Consider the following 22,417-nt stretch of genomic DNA (forward strand, 5'->3'; position numbering starts at 1 on the left):
GTGTCGCCCGCCTTTGTTGTGCTCGCTGTCATCGTGATTGGGTGACCGGCACCCGTCGTGGCGGGACCACGCTGGCCTGATCGAGCAGCGCGAAGTACTTGCGCAGCATCAGTACGGCGGTGGCGGCCAGGCCGGCCGTCAAGCCCCACCAGACCCCCGCCGCGCCGAGGTGCAGCGGGAAGGCGAGCAGGAGCGCTGAGGGCAGCCCCACGCCCCAGTAGCCGACCAGCGACAGCCGGAAGCCCGCGGAGGTCTCCTTCAGGCCGCGCAGCAGCCCGGTGCCGATGTTCTGGGCGGCGTCGAAGAACTGCAGCACGATGCCGATGAGCAGCAGGGTGTGTGCGATGGCGACCGTGTCGGTGTCGGTGGCATCGAGGAACGGCGCCAGCACGATGTCCGGGGCGAGCACGTAGACGACCCCGGTGACGATCGCGATCACCGCGGCCATCCGCAACGCCAACCAGGCCAGCGCTCGCGCGTGGCCGAACTCCTCGCGCGCGACATCATGGCTGACCAGGATCGACGCACCGTGGGACAGCCCGATCGCCGTCTGGAACACGATGTAGATGATCTGGTAGACGACACTGTGCGCGGCCAGCGCGGCGGGCCCGAAACTGCCCATCACCAGCGCGAGCACCGAGAACATGCCCGCTTCCGAACCGTAGGTGAGCGCGATCGGCGTGCCGAGGCGCAGTTCCTCGCGCACGGTCGCCCAGCGCACCGGCCACGGTGTCGACGGCAGCGTGCGACCGAGTTGTTCGTCGTGGCGCACCATCGCCCAGAACACCCCGAAGGTGATCAGGAAGACCAGCGAGGTCGCGATGCCCACACCCGTCAGACCCATGGCAGGCATGCCTGCCCAGCCGTGGATGAAGGCCAGCGCGAGCACCAGGTTCAAGGCCACCGAACCGAGCGTGACGAGCAGCAACGCCTGTGGACGCTGCATGCCCACGGTGTACTGCCGCAGCACCTGGAACCACAGGCACGGCAGTAACCCGGGCGCGAGCGCGATCATCATCGGCCGGGCCAGCTCGAGCACCGCCGCGTCCTGACCGAGCCACGGCAACACCCAGCCGAGCCCGATCAACAGCGCCCCACCGAGGAGTCCGGCGAGAGTCGCGATGACGAACGCGGCCCGCACCACCGCACGTACTTCGCCGTCGGCCGAATCGCCACGCTTACCGGCCGCGCCGAGCGCACCGGCGATCTGATTCCCGGTGCCGGTGATCAGCCCGACGCACATGGTGCGGATCTGGTTGAACAGCACCAGCGCCAGCCCGCCCGCGGCGACCTCGCGCACGCCGAGCGTGCCCATCAGCGCGAGATTGGTCGTCGAGACCGCGATCTGCGCGAGCTGGGTGAGCGCGATCGGCGTCGCCAGCCTGGCCAGCGCGCTGCTATCGGTCGCCGTGCCGTTCACCCACCCGCTCCGGGGTTCGTCTCGCGCGCGATCGCGCTCACCTAGACCTCCATCAATTCGTCCTGGTGCCGCAGCGGTGAATAGCGGCGCAGCAGCGTGGTCACTTCCGCTTCGGCGGCGGGATCGAGCAGCTCTCGGGCGCTCATCCAGTCGTCGTCGAACACGGTATCGAGATATTTCTCGCCACCGTCACACACGATCGTTACCACGGTGGACCCGGCCGGAAACTCCTCCAGCCGTGCCAAGGCATTGTGCACCGAGCCGCCCGCCGAGCCGCCGATCAACAGCCCGTGTGTCCTGGCGACGGCACGAGTGGTGGCGAAGGCATCGACATCGCTCACCTTCACGCCCTCGTCGAGCAGTGCGTAGTCGACGGCGGTGCCGATGGTCGCGCCGGGCGGGGTGCCGGTGCCCGACTGCCAATACGGTCCGCCCTCGCCGCCGAAGGCGATGGATCCGACCGGCTCGATCCCGATCACCCGGGCGGGCAGACCGAGGTCGCGCAGGCGGGTGGCGGTGCCGAACAGTGAGCCGCCGGTGCCGACCGCCGAGATCAGGATGTCGACCCGCTCGACGTCGGCCAGCAATTCCTCGGCGACGGCGTAGTAGCCGACGGCGTTGGCGTCGTTGTTGTGCTGCTCGGTGAAGTACGCGTCGTCGCGGGCGGCCGCCATCGCCTCGGCGAGGTCTTCGCGGGCCGAGGTGGCCAGCTCGTCGTCACCGTCGTCGGCGACGAACACCAGGTCGGTGCCCATGGCTCGCATCGCGCGCAATTTGTCCTTACAGGCGTGGTTGTCGACCACGGCGGTGAATCGATAGCCACGTTCGGCCGCGACCACCGCCAAGCCGAGTCCGGTGTTACCTGACGTCGACTCGATGATATGCCCGCCATCGCGCAGCAAACCCCGCTGCTCCGCGTCGAGCACCATCGAACGGGCCATTCTGATCTTGGCGGCGCCGGTCGGATTGAACTGTTCGAGCTTGAGCAGCAGCCGGGTGCCGGTGTCGGTGACGGCGAGTTCGAACAGGGGGGTGCGGCCGATCAGGTCCGTCACGCGCGTGACGAGAGCCATGGGGTGTTCCTCCATCGGATCGATATCTCGGGTGGATCAGCGGGCTGTGCTGTCCAGACTCCAGCGCGGTCGGTCGGCGCCTGCGCGCAGCACCACCTTGGGCGGGAGGGGGAGTTCGTGGAAGGGGGATTCGTTGGAATCCATCTGATACCCGGCGGTGTTCGGGTAGACGAGCAGGTCGCCGGTTCGTGCGCGGCGGGGGAGCGGGATGCGCCGTCTGCTCAGCAGGTCGGACTCCAGACAGGTGGTGGCGCCGACGCAGGTGGGGGTGAGATGGCCGGGGCGTTGCGGCCACAGCACGGGATCGGGGAGGTATTCGCTGTCGAACCACTGTTCGGACAGGCTGAGGCTGGTGCCGTCGACGGTGAGGATGTCATACGGGTTGCCCTGTGCGGTCCGGGTTTTCACCCCTTGAACTCGAAAAACGGAGCTGCCCGCGCGGTCGAGTAGCGCCCGTCCCGGCTCGACAGCGAGCCGTATTCCGTTGTCGCGCAGCAGTCCGGCGAGATCGTTGTGGGCGAGGATGGCCCCGAGCATCGCCGCGCCGGGAACCGGGAAGTGGTACGGGTAGTAGTCGCCGGGTGGACGCGAGTGGAACCAGTTGTCGCTGAGGGTGTTCCGGAACTCGGCCCACGGCGCCGCATCGAGATAGTCGACGCCGAAGCCGCCGCCGATCGAGATCGTGTCCGCGAGATGACCGTTCGCCCTGGCACGTCTGCAGTGCCCGACCAGCGCGGACGCTTGCTCGGCGCGGGCGACGGCGTCATACCCGGACAGGTGGAAACTGAAGCCCGACAGCGTGATCGGGGCGCCGATGGCTTGGATCGCCTGCTCGAGTTCCATGCGATCGAGCCCGAACCGGCTGGTCGAGCCTTCGGGCAGTACCCGAAGCAGCACCCGCACCGGCGTATCCAGCGCGGCGAGCCGGTCGAGTTCATCGAGGGCATCGATGGCGATGAGCGCTCGATGCCGAGCGGCCAGCCACAGCAACTCATCGGATTTCGCGGGCCCGGTGACCATCAGGTCCTCGCCCCGCACCCCTTGCCCCAGCGCCGCGATCAGCTCGCCGGTGCTGGCGACATCGATCCCCGCGTCGTTGTCCGCGCAGGCCCGAGCCACACACGCCGCCTTGTTCGCCTTCTTCCCGAAGTAGACGAACCCGTCGACACCCGCCTCGGCGAAACCCGATTGAAAAGCCTTGATATTCACCGAAACCCGCTCGGGGAACAGCACATGAAACGGTCCACCGACCGCATCGGCGATATCCCCGAGCAGGACGGGATCGGCGAGTAACCGCTGTTCTGCCGCATCGGTGTAGGCGGGCATCGGCGGTGCGCAGTGACCCGGTCCAGCGGCGGTCGATGAACGGTCGACGCAGTCCGCGATGTGCGGCGGGCCCGGCGGTAGCCGCTCGTCCGGCCGCCGCGCGGGCACTGGGGTGCTGACCCCGGACTGCTCGCCCGTCAGTCCCACAACGGCACCTCCGTGCCGCGCCCTTCGGCGATCGCCCTGGCGGCCAGCGCGTGCGCGACCGCGATATCGGTGAGCACCAGCCCGCTGTTGTAGACGAAGATCTTCTCGTTCTCGTTGCGGCGGGCCACGGCGCTGCGGGTGAGTACCTGCGGCAGTTCGGCGTCCACCGAACGCAGCGTTCCGTCCGGTCCGACCATGTCGGTGCCCGTGAGCGCCATCTGCGCAGCACTGGTGGCGACCACCCGATCGGCGTCGACCAGCGTCGACGGTGCCAGCCCGTAGCCGACCAGTACCACCACCGAACCCGGTGCCAGATGCGAGGATTCGAGCGCTACCTCGGTGCCGGGTCCGGCCGTGGCCAGAACCACATCGGCGGACGCGGCCGCCGCGTACGGGTCGTCGACCACGTCGAGCAGCGCGTGTGGCGCCGCGTCGGCCAGGTGCGAATGCACGGCGGCCAGTCCCTCGGGATGCGTGCCGTACACCATCAGCTTGCGCAGCTGCGGATTCGCGGCGAGCAAGTGCGGCAACGCATTACGTCCCTGCGTGCCGGTGCCGATGAGCAGCACACTCTCCGCCCCGCGCCGCGCCGTCTCGCGCACCAGCAGTGCCGACACGGCGGGCGTGCGTAACGCGCCGACCCGCGCGCAGTCCATCATCGCGATGGGGGCGCCGGTGGTGTCGTCGTAGAGGGTGATGGTCGTGTAGTACCGCTTGGTGCTGCGATCGTGACCTGGATCGAATTTGTAGGAGGTCTTCATGGCCACCACGCGCCGCCGCCCGTCGCGGCCGAGCATGGCGTAGGACACCGAGGAGCCGCCGGGGTCGGCGACGCTCAGTTTGCGCGGATTGTCGGATTCGCCCGCCGCGAAGGCGAGATAGGCCTCCTCGACGGCACGCACCACTTCGGCGGGGCTGATCGGCACGTCGGCCAGGTCGCTGCGGGAAAGTACCCGCAGCCCGATGCCACGGTCACGGTTGTTCAACGGATCCTCGTTCATCTGCAATGCCCCGCTCTGCTGTCCGATCAGCGGCCGCCCGGAACGGCGCGACCACTTGCTGGCCATACCCATTCTCGGACGACTCCTGCGCGCGCCGAGCGCGTTCGGGCAGCCGGATGTTGATGCGCTTGAGCCAGCGGTCGGTGCCGTCGTAGCGCGCGCGGAACGGAACGCGCCCGTGCACGGCGACATCGTTGTCCACCAGCAGGATCTCACCGGGGGCCAGCGCGGGGGCGTGACTGACCCTGGCGAGTTCGGCGGTGAGCCTGGCGTAGGCGGCGCGGAAGACCGCGTCCGCATCATCGATCGGGGTGTAGGCGGGATCGTAACGTGCTGTGACAGAGCCGGTTTCGTCGAGCCACAGCGTCGGCAACGGCGCGAGCTGATCGAAACCGGTGCCGTAGGAGACGTCGGGCAGGATCGGCAGCGTCGGGGTGGTGAGCGTGCGCAGATCGTCGTCGGACAGGTGTACCTCGCGCACCGAGGAGACCGTGGTGGCGACCCGGTCGGGGTTGCGCAGGCAGGTCAGCATGAGCAGGTTCGCGCGCTGAGCATGGAAGGCGTCCTCGGTATGCGGGCTGAGCAGGGTGGAACTGCTCGCGCCCGACTGTTCGTCCTCGTGGCCCGCGGCGGGCACGATGTTGTTGACCAGTCTGCCGTTCTGCTGCCCCTGCCAGCCGAAAGGCTCGCCGACGCAACGCCCGAGCAGCAACATCGTGATATCCAGTTCGAGTGAACCGCTGTCCGCGTGCTCGGCCGCGGCCTGCCAATGCGCAGGCGTCGGACCGAAATCGGCGTCGTCGACGGGCAGCCCGCGCACCACGGTCGCACCGGCCGCGGTGGCGGGCGGTCGAACAGCGTGGCGCACGCTGTCGGGCAGTTCGCCGGCGCGCTCGGTGATCTGGGCGATCAGCGCGGGGTCGTGCAGGGTAGCGGTGTGTGATGCGTCACCTAATCGGTGGCGGATCTCGGCCGCGAGCGATCGCAGCGCCGTCGCGGCGCCGGGATCGAGCTCGCGATATTCGATGTCGTGCTGGTGAATCGTCAGACGTTCGGGGAGAACGCTTTTCACCGGTTTCCCTTCTTCGCATCGGTCGAAAGCGGGTGATCTTCGGGCACGATGTGCGAAGGTAGTGCCTAGTATCTGATTAGGCAAGACTTACCTAACGTGTCGGCGAGGGAAATAGCCGATCCATATAACGTAGCTTTCTACCCGAGTTGCCGAAGTGAGCGCTGACCGGGGTGTCGCGGGTCGCTGCGGTTCGGTGACGGTGGATGTGAAGCTCCCCACGTCGGGCAGCTTTTAGGCTAGCCTCGCCTAGTTTGCGGTGTCGGAAAAGGGGTTTCGGCGCACGCGGTTCGAGGAGGCAACACGATGAGTTTCACTCGCAGGCAGCTCTTCCAGTCCGGCATCGGCGTCACCGCACTACTACTGGCGGCAGCGTGCACCAGCGATGATCGGTCCGCCACCGCGCAACGCGGTGGCACCCTGCGGGTCGGGGCGCTCGGCACCCCCGCCCGCAGCGAACGCGACCCGCACGCCAACCTCAGCAATGACAGCGACTTCCTCATCGCCTCGCTCGTCTACGACGCGCTCACCGTTCCCGGCGCGGACCCGACCGTCGCCCCGCGCCTGGCCTCGCGCTGGGAGCCGAGCGACGACAACCGCCGCTGGACGTTCACCATCGCCGACGGCGCGACCTTCCATAATGGTGCGCCGGTGACCGCCGACGACGTGGTGTGGTCGATGCGGCGCCTGCGCTCGGTCGGTGGTGCCTCGAAGATGCCGGTGGCCGAGAACGACATCGTCGCCGACGGACCGAACCGCGTCGTGTTCACGGTGCCCGCACCCAATACCCAACTGCCACTGCTGCTTCGGCTGATGACGTTCACTGTGCCGAAGGACACAGCCGACTTCACCGCCGCGATCGGCACCGGCCCGTTCCGGCTCGAGTCCTATCAGGGCGGCAACGCCAGGCTGGTGCGCAACGAGCGCTGGCACGGCACACCGCCGCTGCTCGACGCCATCGAGGTGACGATGTTCGACAGCGTCACCGCGCTGGGTAACGCGGCGCTGGGTGGGCAGATCGACCTCGCCTCCAACGTGGGCGCGATCGCCGGGCGCACCGCCGCGGGGCGCGGTGATCTGCAGGTCATCCGGCGTGCCAACGACACCATGCTCGGTGTGGCCATGCGGGCCGCCGACGGCCCGTTCGCTGATGCCAGGGTGCGCGCGGCGCTGCGTCTCGGCGTCGACCGGACCGCACTGGTCAACCAGGTGCACTCCGGCTACGGCACCGTCGCCGCCGACGTTCTCGGCACCGCCGACCCGCTCTACGACACCGCGCTGCGTCGTGACCGCGATGTCGAGCGTGCGAAAACCCTCCTGCGCGAGGCCGGTTTCGACACCGGACGTAGCTACCCGTTCGTGACCAAGGCCGAAGTGCCCGGCGAGGTCGAATCGGCGAAGGTGATCGCCACCCAGCTCGCCGAGATCGGCGTCCGGCTCGACGTGCAGGTGGCGGAATCGGCCGCGTTCTACGACCGGACCTGGCTCAACGCACCGCTGTACACGGTGTCGTGGGGGACCAACGACTCGGTGGTGTTCCTGGCCGACAAGCTGATGACCTCCGGCTCCAACCGCAACGAAACCGCTTTCCGCGACCCGGAATTCGACGCCGCCGATGCCAAGGCGCTGGCCGCGTCCGGTGACGACTACACGCGCGCCGTGCGTGAACTACAGCGCATCGAGTTCGAGCGCGGCGGCTATCTGGTGTGGGGCATGGCCGATGGTGTCGACATCGCCGCTGCGACGGTGCGTGACCTGCCGACGCTCGGCGGGTTCGCGCGCGTGCAGCTGGAACGCGCCTGGTTGGCGTGAACGCACTGAAGGCCGGTGCCGTGAAAACCTTTGCCCTGCCGATGTTGCGGCGGATCGCGCTCCTGATGACATTGCTGGCCGTCGTGTTCGTCGCGGTGGATCTGCTGCCGGGGAACGCGGCACGTTCGGCGCTCGGCAGGGAGGCGGACCCGGCCGAGCTCGCGGCGAAAGAGCACGAACTCGGTCTGGATCGTGCGCTGCCGGTGCAGTTCCTCGACTGGATCTCCGGGGTGCTCACCGGGGATTTCGGGCAGACCGCGCGGGGGAACTCGATCGGCGCGCTGCTCGCCGACAAGTTCCCGCAGACCCTGTTGCTCGGTGGGATCGCCTTACTGCTGACCATCGCGTTGTCCCTGGGGCTCGGCTGCTGGTGGGCAATGCGCCCGACCGCGCTCGGATCGCGAATTCTGCAGCCTGTCAGCACCGTTGCGGTGGCGGTACCCGAATTCGTCGGCGGCACCTTGCTGATCCTGGTGTTCTCCCTGGCCACCGGGTGGCTCCCGGCCGTGACCATCACCGGCCGTTCCGGGTTTCCCCTCGGTCCCGAGATGCTGGTGCTGCCGGTGCTGGCGTTGGCGATTCCGCAGATCGGCTGGAACGCCCGCGTCGTGCGCTCGGCCCTGCTCGATGTGGCTACCGCGCCACACGTGGAAAGTGCTGTGCTGGAAGGACTCCAGACCCGCACGATTCTGCTCCGCCACATGTTGCCGTTCGCCGCGCCGACCATTGTTGCCGGATACGCGACCTCGGTCGGCATGCTCTTCGGCGGCGCGCTGGTGGTCGAGACGCTCTTCAACTACCCCGGTATCGGTGCTGTTCTCGCCGGGTCCGTCGCCGACCGGGACGCCACCATGGTCGCCGCGGTGGTCGCCCTGACGGCGATCGTCATCATGGTCCTGCTCGCCGTCGCCGACGTCGTCCGGGCATGGGCGTCGCGGAGTGCGCGATGAATATGTCCGACTCGGGAGGTCGAGGAGTGCCGCGGATGTCCGGCTGGGGCGCGGCGTGGTGGCGGTACTCGGTGGCGGCCGGTGTGGGGCTGGTTGTGCTGCTCGCGGTGGCGGGTCCGCTCTTCGCGCCCTATCCGGGCGAGAAGGCGGTGGGGATGCCGTTCGCGCAGCCGGGTGGCGGAGCGCTGCTCGGGACCGATCGGCTGGGCCGGGATGTGCTCAGCCATCTGCTCACCGGCGGCACCCACCTGCTGGCGGTTTCCGCGGTGATCGCGGTGGCGGTGACAGTGCTGTCGGCCGTCCTCGGCGCCGTCGCCGCCGTGCGCCCGCGGGCGGGCAAGGTCATCGAACTCTGCGGCGATCTGGTCATCCTGCTCCCCGCGGTCCTCGGCATCCTGCTCGTGCTCACCGCATGGCCCCAGGGTGGGGTCACCGCGCTGATCGCGGTATCGCTGCTCTTCGGAGTTCCCTACTGCGCCAGGATCTTCGCCGCCTCCGCCGCGACCATCGCTGCCTCCGGCTACGTCGAAGCCGCCGTCGCCAGCGGAGAATCCCTGTCCCATCTCGTCTTCCGTGAGATCCTCCCCAACCTCCGCGCCGTCTTCACCACCCAACTCGGCCTGCGCTTCGTCGTCGCCATCTACCTCGTCAGCACCATCGCCTTCCTCGGCGTCTCGGCACTCGGCCCCGACAACTGGGCGATCATGGTCCGCGACAACGCGTCCGGGCTTCTGCTGAACCCCTGGGCCGTCCTGGCGCCGAGTGCTGCTATCGCCATCGTGGCGGTCGGTGTGAACCTGGTGGTGACCAGTGGTCCCAGGAATCGCCGAACCCCGAAAACCGCATCGGACGCTGTCCACGCGGTCGGGGTCGCGGAGGCCGTAGCCGAGATGGGCTCGGGGAGCGCACTCGACGCCGGGAGCGTGGCAGGTTCCGGGCGGTCGGGGGGATGTGGGATTTCGGTGGTGGATTCCGGGGACGCGGCGGTAATCGCCGGGTTGAGCGTTGTCGCCGACAGTGGGGCGGTGTTGTTGGCGCCGTTGTCATTCCGGCTGGCAGCGGGCACGGTCACCGCGTTCACAGGTGCGTCGGGCGCGGGTAAGTCGACGGCGATGCGTGCGCTGCTCGGGCATCTACCTCCCGGCGCCCGCGGGCAGGGCGCGGTGCATGTCGGGGGACATGACGTGTTCGCGCTGGACGCCGCCGGACTGCGCAGATTTCGCCGCGAGCACATCGCCTATGTCGGCCAGGATCCCGGCTCCGAACTCAACCCACTACTGCGCGTCCGAGCGGTCCTGGCCGACGCGGCACCCGGCAGCTCCGACGCCGATCGCCTGGCCGTCCTCGAACGAGTGGGTCTCGACCCCACCCACCTCCGCCGCCGCTGCGCCCGCCTTTCCGGCGGCCAGCAACGCCGGGTAGCCCTGGCCCGAGCCATCCTCCGCCGCCCCCGAATCCTCGTCCTCGACGAACCACTCGCAGGCCTGCACGGCACCCTCCGCACCGAAATTGCCCAGCTGATATCCGCCCTCGCCACCGAGAACTCCACTACCGTCCTGCTCTCAGGCCACGACACCGAGGCGATCAACGCCATCGCCGACACCGTGATCGAACTCCGCCCACCGGGTGCGGGGCCGGTAGATATCACTGCCGTAGAGGCCGATTCAGCGGGAGAAGTACAGCTGCCCAAGGGGCGCTCGGGGCGGACCGGCCGCCAACAGGTCGATCCGTCGGGCGAGGGTCCGGCAGGTCGCAATGGGCGTCGGGTGCTGAATCCTGACCCCGCCGGGACCGCAGCTCCGGCAGATCTGTCGGGTAACGGCGAGATAATCGCCGTGCGCGCCGAGGGAATCAACGCGGTCGCGGGCGGCCACACGGTGCTCGAGAACATCGGTTTCAGCGTGTCCGAAGGTGCTGCCCTCGCTGTCGTGGGGCCTTCCGGAGCTGGGAAGACCACACTCGCGCGGGTGATCGCGGGTTTGCACGCCGATGCTGTCGGATCGCTGGATGTAGGTGGTGTGCGGGTTCCGGTGGGGAGCAGGCGTCGAATCAAGTTCGGTGCCAACGGTATTCAGCTCGTCACCCAGAACCCTCGCGCGGCGTTGAACCCACGACGCACCGTCGAGCAGACCCTGACACGCCCTTTGCGCCGCATCGCGCGAGTCCCCAGACCCGAACTACGCCCCCGCGTCACCGCCCTACTCGCCGCCGTCGACCTCCCCGTCGACCTCGCCGCCCGCCGCCCCCATCAACTCTCCGGCGGCCAACGTCAACGAGTTGCCCTGGCCCGCGCCCTCGCCGCCGACCCAGCGGTCCTGATCTGCGACGAGATCACCACCGCCCTCGACGCCGACACCGCCGCCGCCATCATGTCCCTGCTCGACCGCCTCCGTACCGACCACGGCACCGCGGTCATCCTGATCAGCCACGACATGACCCTAGTCCGCGGCCACTGCACCGACCTCCTCGTCCTCGATCACGGCCGCATAGTCGAATCAGGAACCCCGGCAACCGTTCTCGCCGCACCAGCCCACCAGGCGACCGCCGATCTTCTCGGCTGATGCCCTGCGCAGCGCAGGCGGCGCCGACCTATTCGGCGCCACAGCTCGACCCGGCCTGTAACGGCCGCAACTCCGTCTCCGAATAAATCGGGTTGTCCTCCAAGCGATTTCAGGAGACGTACCCCGATGATGTACCCCGCGCCGCCTCAGCCCGGTGAGCCGATCCAGGCGCCCGCCGAGCCGCCGTTCGCGCACACCCCGCCGGTCGATTCCCCGCGCAGGCGGTGGGTGCTGTGGCTCGTGCTCGCCGTCGTTGTCGTCGTGGGAACCGCGGCCGGGGCGGCCGGGTACGTGCTCACCCGCACCGAACCGTTGGCAATGGCGGTGGGGGACTGCGTGTCCGGCGCTGAGATACCGGTGGAGTACGGCTGTGACGACGAGCGCGCGACCTACCGGATCGTCGCGAGGGAATCGGCGCAGTGGCCGTTCGGGATCATCTGCATGAAGTACGCCGATGCCACTCGCGCGGTCCTCGACCCGAAGCCGGAAAAGTCGAATCCCGCTGCCGCCCTGTGCTTGTCGCCCACCCGCGCCAACACCACCGATCCGGGAGCGCTGCTCGCCGGGGACTGCATCGACGCGAAGAAGGGCGGTGAGACGATCGTGCGGATGACCTGCGGCACGCCTGCCACCACCCTCGACGTGGTCGGCATCGAAATCCACGCGAGAATTCCTGTCACCGATCAGGCATGCAAAGCCCACGCCGCGACCCGTACCGCCGTTGCCCAGGTTTCGCTCGGCGGCCGCGTGATCGTGGTGTGCGCACGGCCCATCGCGTCCTCGACCTCGATGAGCGGCAGCGAAGTCGGTGACTGCGCCGCCGAAACGACTATGACGGTGGCCCCGTGCGACCAACCGGGCGTGCGCCACCGGATCCTGTCGGTGCGAACCCAGCACGTCGAGCCGGTATCGCCGGAGTGCCCCGATGACGGCAATGTCAACGCGGTATTCGTCGACACCGGCGCGACGACCGATCTGCGCGTGGTGGTCTGCATGGGCCCGGCGAATACCGATCACCTGGGATACGGGCAACCCGGTGATTGCCTGATCGGGTTCGGCGCCGCGGGCAGTGCGCCACCCGCGCTCGTCGACTGCGCCGATCCGGCCGCCAACGCGACGGTGACCGAAGTCCATCGGGGTCCGGGCGCGGAATGTCCACGGCCGGTGGGCGCCTCGGGATCCTTCACCATGAAGCCGGGCGCCACCACAGGTTTGGCGGTCTGCTACGTCCCACTCTGAGAAGTGGCTGTGAGACGTGCATAAGTCTCGCTGGATCTGGATGATTGAACAGATGTCAGTGCAGAAGGTCGGCGTGGCCGCCGCAGTCGCGTTCAGTGCCCTTTTAGCGGGGTGTAGTTCGCTCGCGTCGATCCCCGATGACATGCCGCCGGGGCCGGGAGTCCCGCTGCCCGTGATCGATGTCGACGCACCCGGCCGCGCATCCGAGCAGTTGCGCGCCTGGGCCGACGAACAGTCCGGCGCGATCGGCATCGAACCGGTCGCGCTCGAGGCCTACGGGTACGCCGCCGCCGTGCTGGCGAAGTCGCGGCCCGAATGCGGGATCGCCTGGACCACCATCGCCGGCATCGCCAGCGTGGAGAGCGGGCACGGCACCCACCGCGGTGCGGGCGTCGACGCCGACGGGACGGTGCGCCCGTCGATCATCGGCGTCGCCCTCGACGGCACCAAGGGCAATGCCGACATCCGCGACACCGACGGCGGCAGTCTCGACGGCGACACCACCTACGACCGCGCCGTCGGCCCACTGCAGTTCATCCCCGAGACCTGGAAGCGCTGGGGCGTCGACGCCAACGGTGACGGCGTGGTCGACCCGCAGAACATCGATGACGCCGCGCTCACCGCCGCCCGCTACCTCTGCACCCGCGGCGGCGATCTGACCTCGGCCGACGGCTGGCAGCGCGCCCTGTTCGCCTACAACCAGTCGAACAAGTACATGCATGTGGTGCGCGATCGCGCCGCGATATACAGCATCGGCCGCCGCGTGTAGTTAGCCACGGCCCGGAGTGCCGGTTACTCCACACTCCGCCGAGACGATAGGCTCGGCACCGCACGGCCCTTCCCGTGATACCTACCGTGCCTTCCGTCGTAAGGAGCAGTTTTCGTGGCCATTATCGAACAGGTCGGAGCTCGCGAGATTCTGGATTCGCGCGGCAATCCCACCGTCGAGGTCGAGATCGCCCTCGACGACGGCACCCTGACCAGGGCAGACGTACCTTCGGGTGCGTCCACCGGCGAGCACGAGGCCGTCGAGCTGCGTGACGGCGGCGACCGCTACGGCGGCAAGGGTGTGACCAAGGCTGTCGAGGGCGTCCTCGACGAGATCGCGCCCGCCATCATCGGCCTCGACGCCGTGGAGCAGCGCACCGTCGACCAGGTCCTGCTCGACCTGGACGGCACCCCCGACAAGTCCCGCCTCGGCGCGAACGCCCTGCTGGGTGTGTCGCTGGCCGTGGCCCGCGGTGCCGCCGAGTCCTCGGGTCTCGAGCTGTTCCGCTACCTCGGCGGCCCGAACGCCCACGTGCTGCCGGTGCCCATGATGAACATCCTCAACGGTGGCGCGCACGCCGACACCGGCGTGGACGTGCAGGAATTCATGGTGGCCCCGATCGGCGCCCCCACCTTCCGCGAGGCACTGCGCTGGGGCACCGAGGTGTACCACTCGCTCAAGGCCGTGCTGAAGGAGAAGGGCCTGTCCACCGGTCTCGGTGACGAGGGTGGCTTCGCCCCCGACGTCGCGGGCACCGTGGAAGCGCTCGACCTGATCAGCGTCGCCATCGAGCGCGCGGGCTACAAGCTCGGCACCGATGTGGCGCTGGCGCTCGACGTGGCCGCCACCGAGTTCTACACCGAGGGCGAGGGCTACAAGTTCGAGGGCAAGGTCCGCACGGCCGCCGAGATGGGCGAGTTCTACGCGGACCTGCTCACCCGGTACCCGCTGGTCTCCATCGAGGACCCGCTGTCGGAAGACGACTGGGACGGCTGGGTCGCGCTGACCGACGCCATCGGCGACAAGGTGCAGCTGGTCGGCGACGACCTGTTCGTCACCAACCCCGAGCGCCTCGAAGAGGGCATCGCCAAGGGCGCGGCCAACGCGCTGCTGGTGAAGGTCAACCAGATCGGCACGCTGACCGAGACCCTCGACGCTGTCGAGCTGGCGCACCGCAACGGCTACAAGACCATGATGTCGCACCGTTCGGGCGAGACCGAGGACACCACCATCGCCGACCTCGCGGTCGCCGTCGGCTCGGGCCAGATCAAGACCGGCGCTCCCGCGCGTTCCGAGCGGGTCGCCAAGTACAACCAGCTGCTGCGCATCGAGGACGCCCTCGGTGATTCGGCACGCTACGCGGGTGACGTGGCCTTCCCGCGTTTCACCGGCGAATTCTGAAAGCAGTACAGGGGCGGTAGCGAATGACCGAGCGACGTGCGCGTGGAACCAGTCCTGGTGGACGCGGTGACAAGCGCACGTCGCGGGCCACGCGCTCCCGCCCCCGTCTCGATACGCCGAGCCGCCCCACCACGGCCAAACGCCCCACGCGGCGGCACCCGGAGTCGGCAGGCTCGCGCAAGCCCAGCGGCAAGCTCGAGCGCGGCGAACACACCATCCTCGGTCTCTCGACCGGTAAAGCGGTGATCCTGGCCGCGGTGCTGTGTGGCCTCGCGCTCACGTTGGCCGTGCCGACGCGCACCTACTTCAGTCAGCGCGCCGAGGCCGTTGCCCTGGCCAAGCAGCGGGTGGAACTCGAAGCCGACCTGGCAGGCCTGCGCGATCGTCGTGCGCAACAACAGGATCCGGCCTACATCCGTTCCGAAGCGCGCGACCGCCTCCGCCTGGTGATGCCCGGCGAAACCCCTTACATCGTGCAGATTCCCGGCATCGAAGCACCAGCGCCGCCGCCGATGAGCACCCGAACAGCGGCGCCCGACCCCTGGTACACCGACCTGTGGCGCAGCATCTCCGAACCACCCCCGGAAGGACCACGGTGACGACACCGAACGAGCGCGACCTCGAGATCATCGCGAAGCAGTTGGGCCGCGAGCCTCGCGGTGTGCTCGCCGTCGCCTACCGCACCCCCGACGGCCTGCCCGCCGTGGTGAAGACCGCGCCGCGCCTGCCCGACGGCACCCCGTTCCCCACGCTGTACTACCTGACCGACCCGCGGCTCACCGCCGAGGCGAGCAGGCAGGAATCGGCCGGGGTGATGCGCGAGATGACCGAACGCCTCGCCACCGACCCCGAACTGGCCGCCGCCTACCGTCGCGCGCACGAGAGCTACCTGGCCGAACGCAACGAAATCGAGTCTCTCGGAACCGATTTCACCGGCGGTGGGATGCCCGACCGGGTGAAGTGCCTGCACGTGCTCATCGCGCACTCGCTCGCCAAGGGGCCCGGTGTGAACCCCTTCGGCGACGAGGCCGTCGCGCTGGCCGCCGCTGCCGGATTTCGTGGGACCGCGATCCCTGCCGACTGGCCCGCCGCACCTGACGAACAGGCATAATCGCGGGCAGTGCCCGTGCGCGGGTCGAGACCTCTGGAGGACACCATGAGTGAGCGCATCGCCGCAGTCGACTGCGGCACCAACTCGATCCGCCTGCTGATCGCCGAGGTGGGGGCCGACGGCGGGCTCACCGACGTGCACCGGGAGATGCGCATCGTTCGCCTCGGTCAGGGTGTGGACGCTACCGGCCGCCTCGCCCCCGAAGCCATCGAACGCACGCGCCTGGCGCTGGCCGACTATGTCGATGTGATGGTGGCACAGGGTGTTTCGCGTGTCCGCATGGTCGCCACCTCCGCCACCCGTGATGCTGCCAACCGCGACGACTTCTTCTCGATGACCCGCACCGAACTCGGCCGAGCGGTGCCGGGTGCGGTCGCCGAGGTGATCACCGGCGATGAGGAGGCCCGCCTCTCCTTCGCCGGCGCCGTCGGCGAATTGTCCGCCGACGCAGGACCTTTCGTCGTGGTCGATCTCGGCGGTGGTTCCACCGAGCTGGTGGTAGGCGACGAGAACGGCGTCCAGGCAGCCTATTCCGCCGACATCGGCTGTGTCCGCATCACCGAGCGCTGCCTCGCGGGCAACCCGCCGACCGCCGACCAGGTCGCTGCCGCAAGAGAGTTCGCCCAGGAGAAGCTCGACGAAGCCTTCGTCAAGGTCCCCGTCGACAAGGTGCACACCTGGGTCGGCGTGGCAGGCACGATGACCACGATCACCGCCGTCGCCCTCGACCTGCCCGAATACGACTCCGCGCGAGTGCATCTCACCCGCCTGAGCCTGGCCGAGGTGCACGAGGTCTGCGACCGCCTGATCGGCATGAACCACGACGAACGCGCCGCCCTCGGCCCTATGCACCCCGGCCGCGTCGACGTGATCGGCGGCGGCGCCGTGATCACCGAAGTACTTGCTGACGAATTGGCCAGCCGCGCCGGAGTTTCCGAACTTATCGTCAGCGAACACGACATCCTCGACGGCATCGCCATGTCGATCGTGGACGCTGCGGCCTGAGCCCGCCTGGAGCGTGGCTCGATCATGTCGGCAGGATCAGTGCCTTGCGTTGACCGTGACGGCGTGGGATGACCGCACCGGCGCACGATAACGCCGTCGGCGCCGCATTGGTGTGACGGCGGGTGGTGGGCCGAGTTCGGCGATCAGCTCACCGCGGCGTTCGGCGCTGATCCAGCGTCGATCACGGTAGGTGAGCGCGCCTTCCAGCGCCCACAGCATCTCGAGGTTCAAGCCGTCCACGGCGGCCTCCCGCAACCTCCGGTAGGTCTCGACGGCGCCGACTTCGGCGAGATCATCGAGGGAATGCACGTCGGCACGGGCGAGCATCTCGGCGGCGGCGGCACCGAGGGCAGGAACGTTTCCGGACCAGCCACGAATGCGCAGATGCGCGTCACCCCGCACGCTTTCGGCCTCGTCCCACACCGCGGCCCGCAACGAGCTCGGTGTCGAAGGTGCGTCATCGCGCGAGAGAACTTGCGCCCGAGCCTGTTCGGCGACACTAACCATCGGCCGAAACCGCCGGAAGATCTGGATCTCCCCGTCGTGCCCCTGATCCCACGCGTCGAGATAGACGTGATCGGTGCCGTATCGCGCCGAATCGAGACGGGCGGCGTCGAGCGCCCACTGGCGGCAGTCGTCCGGCGTCCGCGCTGTGAGCACGAGCAACCCGCGCCGCCGCGAGATATGACCCGCGCCGCTGCGATGCCGACGTCCCTCGCACCACTGGTCATATGCCCGCGGCTCGAGCGTTCGCTCCAGTCCGAACGTCTGCCACCGCACCGTGCCCATCGAATTCCGCAGCGGCAAAAGCGCTTTCAACTGGGCCGCGCCACGCTCGTCGAGCCGAGTGCACCACTCCGGTACCAGCACGATGGGATCGGCCGGATCCGCGTCGAACGGCGTCGGCATCAGGAACTCCCGGTCGATCACCAGCACAGTCCCCGGCCGGGCCTGATACGACAGTCCCCACAGCAGCCGACTCAACAACCGAGCCCCATGATCATCACTCAACACATGCCAGGTCTCATGAAATCGATTGGTACTGAACCGGGCATGTGTCCCCGGCCGCAGCGCGATCACTGTCCGCACACCAGTAACCGACCGCACCGCATGCCGGTGCAGCTTCAAACCATCATCTACGGATCGGGCGTTGCCCGGGCGCTGTCTCTTCATCCCCGTAAGCAGGCCACACTCCATCGAACCCAGGCAACAGATTTATGCCGTGACCTCAGCTGCCGGTGCGCTCACGGTGCTTGCATCCAGGCCAGCAGCACGGTCGCCGCTGACCTTCTTCGAGCTCCTCTTGCGTGCGACGAATCCGCCGTTCGCGAGTCGCGTCCTGCTTGGCGTCCTCGACCCAGCAGATGAACTCGTTGCGGGCCAGTGGCGTGATGTCGCGCCAGGCCGCGAGTGCCACGGAGTTGGCGAGCAGGGCCTCGTGCAGGTCATTGGGCATCGCGTGCACCACTCCACCTGGCACTTGTCGGCTACTCATGAGCGTTCCGGCATCGCGCACGCCATCCCATCGGCCATCCCGGTCGGCTGTACCCCCAGGCCCTGGTTGAGGCGGGCGCGCTGGTTCTCCCACGCGATACTCGCGGCCAGCTCGGTCAGCTGTGCCTTCGACAGGTGGGTGAGCAGGGTTTCGCGTAGCTCGTCGATGTCGACCGCCGGGGTGACTGTCATCGCCTCGGCGAACGCGATCACCAGCTTCTCCAGCTCGGTATAGGCGTCGCTGGTCCGGTACCGGGGCAGATCGGTGAGCTGCTGCTCGGTCAGCCCGGCGGTGTGCGCCAGCGCCGACCCGATATCGAGACAGAACTGACAAGCCACCAACCCTGCCGTCTTGAGCTCGGCCAGCTCTTTGAGCCGAGGGTCGAGCTTGTTGCTGAACAACAACGCCGTCTCATAGGTCACGGTCGCCGCCGCGATCTGCGGCCGTCGCCCGAGCCATCCCACCAGATCCCCACGATTACGCCGGGCCTGCCCGATCACCTGGGCGTATCCCCTGATTCGCTTGATCACCCGCATCGATAACACCCCTTCGTGCCGACGATTCGTCCACCCACGAACCTACGCCGGGAGCCCATCGAACCCCAGGGTGATCTGCCTCCCTTTCGTGCCTCGGCCGCTAGGCCCGAGGCCAGGTGGGCGGCGTGTCGCGCGTCGGCCGATCCGGGTTTCGGCGCGGGACGTTCGCGCGTGGACCCGGCTGCGGCGATATCAGGTGTGGGGGCATCGTCGCCAGGATGTTGCGGGGGAGCGGCATTGTCTCGTCGAAGAGGGAGACCGCGCGGAAGGGTTGGGCGTCGATGACGACCTGATCGGGTTCGCGGCGGGATTGGTCGACGATCACGATCGCCAGCATCGCCATCGCCGCGAAGGCGATGCGCTGGTGGTTGGCGGGGTGGTCGGCGAGGCTGATGGCGAGGAAACCGCTCATCCCCGCAGCCGCGGCGGGAGCGGTGAGAGAGCCTGCGGCACTAGCGGTTACCGCGATCCAGATGCCGATGACGGTGAGCGCGACGACCGCGAGCAGACCACCGGCACCGGATTCGACGGCGTAGTTCAACCACATGTTGTGGGTGTGATGGAACTCCTCCGGGCTGTCGATCACCTCGTTGAGCCAGGGTCCAGCACGGCCGGGCCCGACACCGAGGGGATTGCTCGCGGCTATCTCGACCGCCGCCGTCCATACGTCGGCTCGAACCCCGACCTTGCCGCGGATGATGACCACGACGAACGCGACGGCGGCCGCGATCGTCGCCCCGATCGGCAGCAGCCAGGGCACCCAGCGCTCGGCCGTCGCGTGCTTACCCGGCCGCAGTCGTCGCAGGAACGCGAAAACCACCAATCCGGCCAGCGCGGCGACCACACCGCCGCGCGACCCGGTGAGCACGACGGCCAGATATCCGAGTACCACCAATCCGCCACTCACCAACTGTGCGCGCATATTGGCGAGCGACGCCGACGCGGCCGCCGCGACCGGCAACAACAGCACCAGATACGCCGCGAGCAGGTTGGGATTGGAGAAGGTGCCGACGGCGCGAATCATGGTGTCGGCACCGCAGACATCGTGCGAGCCGTCGAGCGAGCCCCGGCAGAACCCGGTCGGGGTTTCCTGCACGACCTGCTGCAACGCGACGATGCTCGCGATCGTGGTGCAGGCCAGCGCGAGCAACGCGATCGCGGGCCATGAGTCGGGCACCACCCGGCGGACACCGACCGCGAGATAGTAGACAGCGACAATCGTGAGCAGGCCACGCCACGTCGACCATGGTTGTCCCGCGAGATAATTGGCCACCGCCGACGAGAACAGCAGCAGTGCGAGCGGGATATCGGCGGGAGTGCGCCACCGCGATTCGCCGGTGCACAGCACAGCGAGCAGCCCGATAACGATGATCGCGCGGGTCGGTGTCACGATCCAGAAGATCGACTCGTCGGGCACGATGTCGGCGACGCATTCCAGCGCGATCGCGCCGAGGCACAGCAGGGCGGTCGCGCGCGCGAAAACGACCCTCACCGGTGCACGCGGTGGTGTCTGCGATGCCGGGCCGGGATAACTCATCCGCAATATGTCCCGCATGAGGATTTCCGGATCGCCACGAGCAGGCGATCTTCTGATGACAAGTCGGAGTGCTTCGCACCGGCAAGCACCTGCTTTCGTTAGACAGTTGGGCACTTTTGTCTTATCTTGGAGGCATGAGTTCAACGACGTCTCATGCGGTCGGCTTCGAGCTTCGCTCCGGAGAAACCTGGCGTGACCCCTGGTCCATGTATTCCGCCCTGCGCGAGCACGACCCTGTGCACCGGGTGATCCCCGCCGAACAGACGGACAACGACTTCTACGTGCTGTCACGGCACGCGGATGTGTGGACGGCGGCACGCGACCCCGCGACCTTCTCCTCCGCGTCGGGGCTGACCGTGGACTACGTCGATCTGGCGGCCGCCGGGTTCGGCGCCGTCAAGCCGTTCGTCTTCATGGACCCGCCCGAGCACACCGATTTCCGGCGCAGGGTGTCACCGGGATTCACGCCGCGCCAAGTGAATTCGGTCGAGCCCGCAGTGCGCAGGTTCGTCGTCGAACGCATCGAGCGGCTGCGCGCCGCGGGCGGGGGCGACATCGTCAAGGAGCTGTTCAAGCCGCTGCCCACCATGGTGGTCGCCCACTATCTCGGTGTGCCGGAACAAGATCACGGCAAGTTCGACGAGTGGACCGAGAACATCGTCGGTGGCGCGGTCGCGGGGGCCGGGCTGGCCGCCGGCGACCAGCACGCCTTCACCGCGGTCGGCGAACTGGTCGGCTACTTCAGCGAACTGATCGCCCGCCGCCGCGTCGAACCGGGCGACGACACCATCTCGCACCTGCTGGCCTCCGGCCTCGGCGCCGACGGCGACAACGAGGGCCTGGTCGCGATTCTCGGCTTCGCGTTCACCATGATCACCGGCGGCAACGACACCACCACCGGCAATCTCGGCGGCGCGGTCCAGCTCCTCACCGCCAACCCGGACCAGCGGCAGCTGCTCATCGACGAACCCGCGCTCATCCCGGACGCCATCGAGGAATTCCTCCGGATGACCTCGCCGGTGCAGGGCCTGGCCCGCACCACCACCCGTGACGTCGAACTGCACGACACCACCATCCCCGAGGGCCGCCGTGTCCTGCTGCTCTACGGCTCGGCCAACCGCGACGAACGCGAATTCGGTCCCACCGCAGCCGAACTCGACATCCGCCGCAACCCCAAGCGCATCCTCACCTTCAGCCACGGGCACCACCACTGCCTCGGCGCGGCCGCCGCCCGCATGCAGGCGCGGGTCGCGCTCGAGGAACTCCTCACCCGCTGTCCCGACTTCACCGTCGACCTCGATGCGGTGCGGTGGGCGCACGGCAACTATGTGCGCTGGCCCATCTCGGTACCGTTCCGCGCGGCGAGCTCGGCGTGAGCGGTGACTGGCTGGCCACCGATCGGGCGGATCTGGCGGCCGAACGCATCCTCGACGCGGCCGCCGAACTGTTCGCCGAACACGGGGTCGCCGCGGTCGGCATGGGCGACATCGCCAAGGCGGCCGGATGTTCCAGGGCCACGCTGTATCGCTACTTCGACAATCGCCAGTCGGTGCGAATCGCGTTCGTGCACCGCGAGACTCGTCGCATCGTGGCGAACCTCGACGAGCAGGTCCGCCACCTCGCCGACCCCGGCGAGCGCGTCATCGCCGCGATGCTCGGCGCGGTCGAGGCGGTCCGCGCCGACCCCCTGCTCATCGCCTGGTTCCGGCCGGGCGATTCCGGCGCGGCGGGCCGAATCAGCCAGGATTCCGATGTCATCGAGTCCCTCGCGGCGGCCATGTTCACCGACACGGACCTGAGCGAACCCGAACGCAGCCGTCTCGCCCGCTGGCTCACCCGCGTCATCGTCTCGTTCCTGGCCACCCCCGGTCGAGACGAAGCCGACGAGCGCGCCATGCTCCAGGATTTCGTCGCCCCGATCATCACCCGCACCTTCGCCTGACCGGCTGATCCAGCTGTGACATC

The 22,417-nt window shown here is 68.4% G+C and carries 20 protein-coding genes; 11 read left to right on the forward strand and 9 right to left on the reverse strand.

Annotated features, from left to right (window positions below):
- Positions 1–28 precede the first annotated feature (28 nt).
- The 5 genes from ACFWPX_RS04920 to ACFWPX_RS04940 all read right to left on the reverse strand — a co-directional run bounded on the left by ACFWPX_RS04920 (position 29) and on the right by ACFWPX_RS04940 (position 6,039).
- Positions 29–1,420, reverse strand: a complete 1,392-nt coding sequence (locus ACFWPX_RS04920) for an MATE family efflux transporter (RefSeq protein ID WP_378926228.1) — start codon at positions 1,418–1,420, stop codon at positions 29–31.
- Positions 1,421–1,461: 41 nt separating this feature from the next.
- Positions 1,462–2,493, reverse strand: a complete 1,032-nt coding sequence (locus tag ACFWPX_RS04925) for a PLP-dependent cysteine synthase family protein (protein ID WP_378919536.1) — start codon at positions 2,491–2,493, stop codon at positions 1,462–1,464.
- 36 nt (positions 2,494–2,529) lie between these two features.
- Positions 2,530–3,819 carry a Y4yA family PLP-dependent enzyme gene (locus ACFWPX_RS04930; RefSeq protein ID WP_378926550.1) on the reverse strand — a complete coding sequence of 430 codons (1,290 nt, stop codon included), beginning with the start codon at positions 3,817–3,819 and terminating at the stop codon, positions 2,530–2,532.
- A gap of 137 nt (positions 3,820–3,956) precedes the next feature.
- Positions 3,957–4,967, reverse strand: coding sequence for an ornithine cyclodeaminase family protein (locus ACFWPX_RS04935; protein ID WP_378926230.1), 1,011 nt, complete (start codon positions 4,965–4,967; stop codon positions 3,957–3,959).
- On the reverse strand, positions 4,939–6,039 hold the full coding sequence (locus ACFWPX_RS04940) for a TauD/TfdA family dioxygenase (RefSeq protein ID WP_378926231.1): 1,101 nt from the start codon (positions 6,037–6,039) through the stop codon (positions 4,939–4,941). The genes ACFWPX_RS04935 and ACFWPX_RS04940 overlap by 29 nt, the downstream gene beginning before the upstream one ends.
- 303 nt (positions 6,040–6,342) lie before the next feature.
- Here ACFWPX_RS04940 and ACFWPX_RS04945 point away from each other — a divergent pair, with 303 nt between their 5' ends.
- The 9 genes from ACFWPX_RS04945 (at position 6,343) to ACFWPX_RS04985 (ending at position 16,884) form a co-directional block, all read left to right on the forward strand.
- Positions 6,343–7,848, forward strand: a complete 1,506-nt coding sequence (locus ACFWPX_RS04945) for an ABC transporter substrate-binding protein (RefSeq protein WP_378926233.1) — start codon at positions 6,343–6,345, stop codon at positions 7,846–7,848.
- Positions 7,845–8,798 carry an ABC transporter permease gene (locus ACFWPX_RS04950; RefSeq protein ID WP_378926235.1) on the forward strand — a complete coding sequence of 318 codons (954 nt, stop codon included), beginning with the start codon at positions 7,845–7,847 and terminating at the stop codon, positions 8,796–8,798. The genes ACFWPX_RS04945 and ACFWPX_RS04950 overlap by 4 nt, the downstream gene beginning before the upstream one ends.
- Before the next feature lie 35 nt (positions 8,799–8,833).
- Complete coding sequence (locus tag ACFWPX_RS04955; RefSeq protein WP_378926237.1) at positions 8,834–11,359, forward strand: ATP-binding cassette domain-containing protein; 2,526 nt, start codon at positions 8,834–8,836, stop codon at positions 11,357–11,359.
- Between the two features lie 126 nt (positions 11,360–11,485).
- Positions 11,486–12,598 (forward strand): hypothetical protein, encoded by a 1,113-nt coding sequence (locus ACFWPX_RS04960; protein ID WP_378926240.1) that lies wholly within the window; start codon positions 11,486–11,488, stop codon positions 12,596–12,598.
- Between the two features lie 52 nt (positions 12,599–12,650).
- Positions 12,651–13,367, forward strand: coding sequence for a lytic transglycosylase domain-containing protein (locus tag ACFWPX_RS04965; protein ID WP_378926242.1), 717 nt, complete (start codon positions 12,651–12,653; stop codon positions 13,365–13,367).
- 114 nt (positions 13,368–13,481) lie between these two features.
- Positions 13,482–14,768 (forward strand): phosphopyruvate hydratase, encoded by a 1,287-nt coding sequence (gene eno, locus ACFWPX_RS04970; protein WP_056813794.1) that lies wholly within the window; start codon positions 13,482–13,484, stop codon positions 14,766–14,768.
- A 23-nt stretch (positions 14,769–14,791) separates the two neighbouring features.
- On the forward strand, positions 14,792–15,367 hold the full coding sequence (locus ACFWPX_RS04975) for a septum formation initiator family protein (protein WP_378919518.1): 576 nt from the start codon (positions 14,792–14,794) through the stop codon (positions 15,365–15,367).
- Positions 15,364–15,879, forward strand: coding sequence for a DUF501 domain-containing protein (locus ACFWPX_RS04980; RefSeq protein WP_378919516.1), 516 nt, complete (start codon positions 15,364–15,366; stop codon positions 15,877–15,879). The genes ACFWPX_RS04975 and ACFWPX_RS04980 overlap by 4 nt, the downstream gene beginning before the upstream one ends.
- Before the next feature lie 45 nt (positions 15,880–15,924).
- Complete coding sequence (locus ACFWPX_RS04985; RefSeq protein ID WP_378926245.1) at positions 15,925–16,884, forward strand: exopolyphosphatase; 960 nt, start codon at positions 15,925–15,927, stop codon at positions 16,882–16,884.
- Positions 16,885–16,920: 36 nt separating this feature from the next.
- On the opposite strand, the gene ACFWPX_RS04990 is transcribed toward ACFWPX_RS04985, so the two are convergent.
- The 4 genes from ACFWPX_RS04990 to ACFWPX_RS05005 form a co-directional block, all read right to left on the reverse strand.
- Positions 16,921–17,868, reverse strand: coding sequence for a TfoX/Sxy family DNA transformation protein (locus ACFWPX_RS04990; RefSeq protein WP_378926248.1), 948 nt, complete (start codon positions 17,866–17,868; stop codon positions 16,921–16,923).
- Positions 17,869–18,112: 244 nt separating this feature from the next.
- The gene (locus ACFWPX_RS04995) at positions 18,113–18,379 is read right to left on the reverse strand and encodes a YdeI/OmpD-associated family protein (RefSeq protein WP_378926250.1); all 267 of its coding nucleotides are present in this window, start codon (positions 18,377–18,379) and stop codon (positions 18,113–18,115) included.
- Complete coding sequence (locus ACFWPX_RS05000) at positions 18,376–18,915, reverse strand: carboxymuconolactone decarboxylase family protein (RefSeq protein ID WP_378926252.1); 540 nt, start codon at positions 18,913–18,915, stop codon at positions 18,376–18,378. Before ACFWPX_RS05000 ends, ACFWPX_RS04995 begins: the two co-directional genes overlap by 4 nt.
- 100 nt (positions 18,916–19,015) lie before the next feature.
- Entirely contained in the window at positions 19,016–20,407 is a 1,392-nt protein-coding gene (locus ACFWPX_RS05005; protein ID WP_378926255.1) for an O-antigen ligase family protein, read from the reverse strand.
- Positions 20,408–20,586: 179 nt separating this feature from the next.
- Between ACFWPX_RS05005 and ACFWPX_RS05010 the strand changes: the two genes are divergently transcribed.
- Positions 20,587–21,828, forward strand: coding sequence for a cytochrome P450 (locus ACFWPX_RS05010; protein WP_378926258.1), 1,242 nt, complete (start codon positions 20,587–20,589; stop codon positions 21,826–21,828).
- Entirely contained in the window at positions 21,825–22,394 is a 570-nt protein-coding gene (locus ACFWPX_RS05015) for a TetR/AcrR family transcriptional regulator (RefSeq protein ID WP_378926260.1), read from the forward strand. Before ACFWPX_RS05010 ends, ACFWPX_RS05015 begins: the two co-directional genes overlap by 4 nt.
- Positions 22,395–22,417: the final 23 nt, after the last annotated feature.

The organism is Nocardia sp. NPDC058518, assembly GCF_042719655.1.
Taxonomy (GTDB): Bacteria; Actinomycetota; Actinomycetes; order Mycobacteriales; family Mycobacteriaceae; genus Nocardia.